This window comes from Pseudomonas sp. NFPP07 (genome assembly GCF_900115645.1).
In the GTDB taxonomy this organism is placed as follows: domain Bacteria; phylum Pseudomonadota; class Gammaproteobacteria; order Pseudomonadales; family Pseudomonadaceae; genus Aquipseudomonas; species Aquipseudomonas chlororaphis.
Map to the genome: position 1 here is coordinate 130498 of NZ_FOXG01000013.1, position 6373 is coordinate 136870.

The window sequence follows — 6373 nt, forward strand, 5'->3', positions numbered from 1 at the left end:
AGGCGACCAATGTCGGAACGTGCAACCGACAGGTAGGACTTCAAGGATGATTGATTATCGAGTAACGTGCCCGTCATTGTAGATTAAACGTTTCAGCACGCGTATTTTCTAGGAATATGAGCAAACGGAAACAGGGCCTTGCCAAGCCGACGGTCCCGTTTGTGGCATTAACGCCGCCTGGCTGATTCACTCAAAACAATACCTAGCGCCCCAGCGCTAAATAGGAGAAAGCATGCTCGAGCTCACTATTGAGCAGATATCCATGGGCCAGTCGGCTGTGGATAAGTCCGCTGCACTGCACCTGCTCGCCGACAAACTGGTGGCCGACGGCCTGGTCGCCGAAGGTTACCTGGCGGGCCTGCAGGCCCGTGAAGCCCAGGGCTCGACCTTTCTCGGTCAAGGTATTGCCATTCCCCACGGCACCCCGGAAACCCGCGACCAGGTGTTCGCCACTGGCGTGCGCCTGCTGCAATTTCCCGAGGGCGTGGACTGGGGCGATGGCCAGATCGTCTATCTGGCGATCGGCATCGCCGCCAAATCCGACGAACACCTGCGCCTGCTGCAACTCTTGACCCGCGCCCTCGGCGAAACCGACCTGGGCCAGGCCCTGCGTCGCGCCAGCTCGCCCGAAGCCCTGCTGAAACTGCTGCAAGGCGCACCACAGGAGCTGGCGCTGGATGCGCAGATGATCGGCCTGGGCGTGGCCGCCGAAGATTTCGAAGAACTGGTATGGCGCGGCGCCCGCCTGTTGCGCCAGGCCGACTGCGTCAGCAACGGTTTTGCCGCGGTGCTGCAACAAGTCGAGGCGCTGCCCCTGGGCGATGGCCTGTGGTGGCTGCACAGCGAGCAGACCGTCAAGCGCCCGGGCCTGGCCTTCGTCACCCCGGACAAACCGATTCGTTACCTCGGCCAGCCCCTGGCCGGGCTGTTCTGCCTGGCCAGCCTGGGCGAGGCCCACCAGGCCCTGCTCGAGCGCCTGTGCGCGCTGCTGATCGAAGGCCGTGGCCATGAACTGGGCCGGGCCACCAGCAGCCGTGCGGTGCTTGAAGTGCTGGGCGGCGAACTGCCGGCCGACTGGCCGAGCGCGCGCATCGTGCTGGCCAACGCCCACGGCTTGCATGCGCGCCCGGCGAAGATCCTGGCGCAGTTGGCGAAAAGCTTCGAGGGCGAGATCCGCGTGCGCATCCTCGACACACCGGGCTCCGCCGTCTCGGTGAAGAGCCTGAGCAAGCTGCTGAGCCTCGGCGCCCGCCGTGGCCAGACCCTGGAGCTGATCGCCGAACCGAACATCGCCGCCGACGCCCTGCCAGCCTTGCTGGCGGCCATCGCCGAAGGGCTGGGGGAGGAAGTCGAGCCGGTGGCGCAAGCCAGCGCGCCCCAGGAGGTGCCGGAAGAAATCGAGGTGCCCATCAGCGCGCCGGCTTCCGGCAGCCTGGTCCAGGCCATCCCGGCGGCGCCCGGCATCGCCATCGGCCCGGCACATATCCAGGTGATCCAGCCGTTCGATTACCCGTTGCGCGGCGAATCCACCGCCAGCGAGCGCGAGCGCCTGCAGCAGGCCCTGGCCGAGGTCCGCCAGGACATCGACGGCCTGATCCAGCGCAGCAAGGCCAAGGCGATTCGCGAGATTTTCGTGACCCACCAGGAAATGCTCGACGACCCGGAACTGACCGACGAAGTCGACACCCGCCTCAAGCAGGGCGAAAGCGCCGCAGCGGCCTGGATGACCGTGATCGAAGCCGCCGCCCGGCAACAGGAAGCCTTGCACGATGCGCTGCTGGCCGAACGCGCCGCCGACCTGCGGGACATCGGCCGCCGGGTGCTGGCCCAGCTGTGCGGCGTACAGACCCCGGTCGAGCCGGATGAACCCTACATCCTGGTGATGGATGAGGTCGGCCCGTCGGACGTGGCGCGCCTCGATCCGGCGCGGGTGGCCGGCATTCTTACCGCCCGTGGTGGCGCCACCGCCCACAGCGCTATCGTCGCCCGCGCCCTGGGGATTCCGGCGCTGGTCGGTGCCGGGGCTGGCGTACTGCTGCTCAAGCCGGGCACGCCGCTGCTGCTCGATGGCCAGCGCGGTCGCCTGCATGTGGACGCCGATGCCAGCACCCTGCAACGGGCCACCGAAGAGCGTGATACCCGCGAGCAACGGCTCAAGGCCGCCGCCGAACAGCGCCATGAACTGGCGCACACCACCGACGGCCATCACGTCGAGGTCTTCGCCAATATCGGTGAAAGCGCCGGGGTGACCAGCGCCGTGGAAAACGGCGCCGAAGGCATTGGCCTGCTGCGTACCGAACTGATTTTCATGGCCCACCCGCAAGCGCCGGACGAAGCCACCCAGGAAGCCGAATACCGCCGCGTGCTCGATGGCCTGGCCGGGCGGCCGCTGGTGGTGCGTACCCTGGATGTCGGCGGCGACAAACCGCTGCCGTACTGGCCGATCGCCAAGGAAGAAAACCCCTTTCTCGGCGTGCGCGGCATCCGCCTGACCCTGCAACGCCCGCAGATCATGGAAGCCCAGCTGCGTGCGCTGCTGCGTTCGGCGGACAACCGCCCGCTGCGGATCATGTTCCCCATGGTCGGCAGCGTCGACGAATGGCGCGCCGCCCGCGACATGACCGAGCGCTTGCGCCTGGAGATCCCGGTGGCCGACCTGCAACTGGGGATCATGATCGAAGTGCCGTCCGCCGCCTTGCTGGCGCCGGTGCTGGCCAAGGAAGTGGACTTCTTCAGCGTCGGCACCAACGACCTGACCCAATACACCCTGGCCATCGACCGTGGCCACCCGACCCTGTCGGCCCAGGCCGATGGCCTGCACCCGGCGGTGCTGCAACTGATCGACATCACCGTGCGCGCGGCCCATGCCCACGGCAAGTGGGTCGGCGTGTGCGGCGAGCTGGCGGCCGATCCGCTGGCGGTGCCGGTGCTGGTCGGCCTGGGTGTGGACGAACTGAGCGTCTCCGGACGCAGCATCGCCGAGGTCAAGGCACGCATTCGCGAACTCAGCCTGACCCAGGCGCAAACCCTTGCTGAACAGGCCCTGGCCGTCGGCAGCGCGAACGATGTGCGCGCCCTTGTGGAGGCCATGTAATGGCAAAGATTCTTACCCTGACCCTGAACCCGGCGCTGGACCTCACCGTCCAGCTGACGCGCCTGGAGCCGGGGCAGGTCAACCGCAGCGAAGCCATGCACACTCACGCCGCTGGCAAGGGTGTGAACGTGGCCCAGGTGCTGGCCGACCTTGGCCATCAGCTGACCGTCAGCGGCTTTCTTGGTGCAGACAATCCCCAGGCCTTCGAGGCGTTGTTTGCCCGGCGCGGTTTTGTCGACGCCTTTATTCGCGTGCCGGGGGAAACCCGCAGCAACATCAAGCTGGCCGAACAGGATGGGCGCATCACCGATCTCAACGGCCCCGGCCCGGAGGTCGACGCGGCGGCGCAACAGGCGCTGCTCGAATGCCTGGAACAGATCGCCCCGGGGCATGACGCGGTGGTGGTGGCCGGCAGCCTGCCGCGCGGCGTCAGCCCGCAATGGCTGCACGCCTTGCTGACCCGTCTCAAGGCACTGGGGCTGAAAGTGGCGCTGGACACCAGCGGCGAAGCCCTGCGCGCCGGCCTGGCCGCCGGGCCCTGGCTGGTCAAGCCGAACACCGAGGAACTGGCCGAGGCCCTGGGCAGCCCGCTGCTGTCGCTGGCGACCCAGGCCGCAGCCGCCAGGCGCCTGCACGCCCAGGGCGTCGAGCATGTGGTGATTTCCCATGGCGCCGAAGGCGTGAACTGGTTCAGTGCCGCGCCGGCCCTGCAGGCGTTGCCGCCGAAGGTCAGCGTGGCCAGCACCGTCGGTGCCGGCGACTCGTTGCTGGCCGGCATGCTCCACGGCCTGCTCAGCGCCCACGCTTTTGAACAGACCCTGCGCACCGCCACGGCCATCGCCGCCATGGCCGTGACCCAGATCGGTTTCGGCATCACCGATGCCGCGCAGTTGGCACAGCTTGAACAGGGGGTGCGCGTTCATCCCCTCATAGAACAATAAGAGGGTTGGTCATGAAGTTAGCCATTGTTACCGCCTGCCCGAACGGCATGGTCACCAGTGTGCTGTGCGCCCGGTTGCTGGACGCCGCGGCCCAGCGCCAGGGCTGGAGCACCAGTGTCGAAGTGCATGACGAGGCGCACCCGGAACGGCAGTTGTCGGCCGCCACCCTCGAAGCGGCCGAGTGGGTGCTGGTGGTCAGCACCGGGCCTTTGGACATGTCGCGTTTCGTTGGCAAGCGGGTGTTCCAGAGCTCGCCCTCCGTGGCCCTGCAGGACGTCGACGGCGTGCTGCGCCGTGGCGCCGAGGAGGCCCAGGTGTATGTCGCAGCCGAAGCCGTGGCCGAGCCGGCGCCGGCCAGCAAGAATGCCCCCCGGCTGGTGGCGGTCACCGCCTGCCCGACCGGCGTGGCCCACACCTTTATGGCGGCCGAGGCCTTGCAGCAGACCGCCAAGCGCCTGGGTTACGAGCTGCAAGTGGAAACCCAGGGCTCGGTCGGCGCGCGCAATCCGTTGAGCGCCGAAGCCATCGCCGCGGCGGACGTGGTGCTGCTGGCCGCGGACATCGAAGTGCCCACCGAGCGCTTCGCCGGCAAGAAGATCTACCGCTGCGGCACCGGCATCGCCCTCAAGCAATCCGAGGCGACCCTGAACAAGGCGCTGGCCGAAGGCCAGGTGGAATCGGCAGCGGCGGGCGCTGGCGCGGCGCCGGCCAAGCAAGAGAAAACCGGGGTCTACAAGCACCTGCTGACCGGTGTGTCGTTCATGCTGCCGATGGTGGTGGCGGGGGGCTTGATGATCGCCTTGTCCTTCGTCTTCGGCATCACCGCGTTCAAGGAGGAGGGAACCCTGGCCGCCGCCCTGATGCAGATCGGCGGCGACACCGCGTTCAAGCTGATGGTGCCGCTGCTGGCCGGTTACATCGCCTATTCCATCGCCGACCGCCCGGGCCTGGCGCCGGGGATGATCGGCGGCATGCTTGCCAGCACCCTGGGCGCGGGCTTTATCGGCGGGATCATTGCCGGTTTCATCGCCGGCTATGCGGCCAAGGCCATCAGTAAATACGCGCGCTTGCCCCAGAGCCTGGAGGCCTTGAAGCCGATCCTGATCATCCCGTTGCTGGCCAGCCTGTTCACCGGCCTGGTGATGATCTACGTGGTCGGCAAGCCGGTGGCGGGGATGCTCGCCGGCCTGACCCACTTCCTCGACAGCATGGGTACCACCAACGCGATCCTGCTGGGGGTGTTGCTCGGTGGCATGATGTGCGTCGACCTTGGCGGGCCGATCAACAAGGCGGCCTATGCCTTCTCCGTGGGGTTGCTGGCGTCGCAGAGTTATGCACCGATGGCGGCGACCATGGCCGCCGGCATGGTGCCGCCGATCGGCCTGGGCATCGCCACCTTTATCGCCCGGCGCAAGTTTGCCCAGAGCGAGCGTGAAGCCGGCAAGGCGGCGCTGGTGCTGGGGCTGTGCTTTATCTCCGAAGGGGCGATTCCGTTCGCCGCCAAGGACCCGTTGCGGGTGATCCCGGCGAGCATCGCCGGCGGCGCGCTGACCGGGGCGCTGTCGATGTATTTCGGCTGCAAGCTGATGGCGCCCCATGGTGGGTTGTTTGTGATGCTGATTCCGAATGCGATCAATCATGCGTTGTTGTATTTGCTGGCGATTGTCGCGGGGAGTTTGTTGACGGCGGTGGTGTATGCGCTGGTGAAGCGGCCGGAGGCGGCTGAGCTGGCGTTGGAGCCGGTCAAGGCTTGACGGCTGTTCTGCGTTGACTTCGATGGCGCCCGGGTGGCGCCATTGTTGTTTCTGGTGATTGCTGACTCTGTAGGAGTGGCTGGTCGATGCTCGATTGCTCGCGATGGCGTCTGTTCTGGCGCTGCATTTTTTGGATGGGGTACATATCCGTTTCTGCGGTAACGGCTGCTGGCGGTTTCGCCCTTACGGCGACTCACTTTTTTCAGACGCCTAAAAAGTAAGCAAAAACGCTTGCCGGTATGACTCACCCACATAGGTAACAGAAAAGTTCAAGCACATAGGTAACAGTTTTTAACTGGCAGGGTCGATTCCGAGGAGCTGACCATGCCGTGGCGAGAGCTGAACCCTATGGACCTTAAAGTGATGTTCATTGCCGACTATCTGTCGAGACGCTTTAACTTCCGCGAACTGTGTGCGGCACACAGCATCAGTCGAAAAACGGGCTACAAATGGGTAGCCCGTTACAACGCAGAGGGTGTGCAGGGCTTGGATGAGCGCAGTCGCAGTCGGCATGCTCAGGCACATATCATTCCCTTTGAAATCAAAGCCTCGATCATCGAGTTACGCTCCAAAGGACCTACAAC

At 65.9% G+C, this 6373-nt stretch carries 4 protein-coding genes; all 4 read left to right on the plus strand.

Annotated elements, in window-relative coordinates; all coding sequences use genetic code 11:
• Window positions 1-232: 232 nt before the first annotated feature.
• Window positions 233-3094 (plus strand): phosphoenolpyruvate--protein phosphotransferase, encoded by a 2862-nt coding sequence (gene ptsP / locus BM019_RS28740; protein WP_092422201.1) that lies wholly within the window; start codon window positions 233-235, stop codon window positions 3092-3094.
• Window positions 3094-4035 (plus strand): 1-phosphofructokinase, encoded by a 942-nt coding sequence (pfkB, locus tag BM019_RS28745; protein ID WP_092422204.1) that lies wholly within the window; start codon window positions 3094-3096, stop codon window positions 4033-4035. Before ptsP ends, pfkB begins: the two co-directional genes overlap by 1 nt.
• An 11-nt stretch (window positions 4036-4046) precedes the next feature.
• Window positions 4047-5789 (plus strand): PTS fructose-like transporter subunit IIB, encoded by a 1743-nt coding sequence (locus tag BM019_RS28750; RefSeq protein WP_092422207.1) that lies wholly within the window; start codon window positions 4047-4049, stop codon window positions 5787-5789.
• Window positions 5790-6113: 324 nt separating this feature from the next.
• On the plus strand, window positions 6114-6373 hold a 260-nt coding region (locus BM019_RS28755; RefSeq protein WP_139217396.1), incomplete at its 3' end, for a helix-turn-helix domain-containing protein.

What these genes read in the sequence shown, in the direction of transcription:
- pfkB (WP_092422204.1), top strand. Translation starts at nt 3,094, where the DNA reads ATGGCAAAGATTCTTACCCTGACCCTGAACCCGGCGCTGGACCTCACC.
- ptsP (WP_092422201.1), top strand. Translation starts at nt 233, where the DNA reads ATGCTCGAGCTCACTATTGAGCAGATATCCATGGGCCAGTCGGCTGTG.
- BM019_RS28750 (WP_092422207.1), top strand. Translation starts at nt 4,047, where the DNA reads ATGAAGTTAGCCATTGTTACCGCCTGCCCGAACGGCATGGTCACCAGT.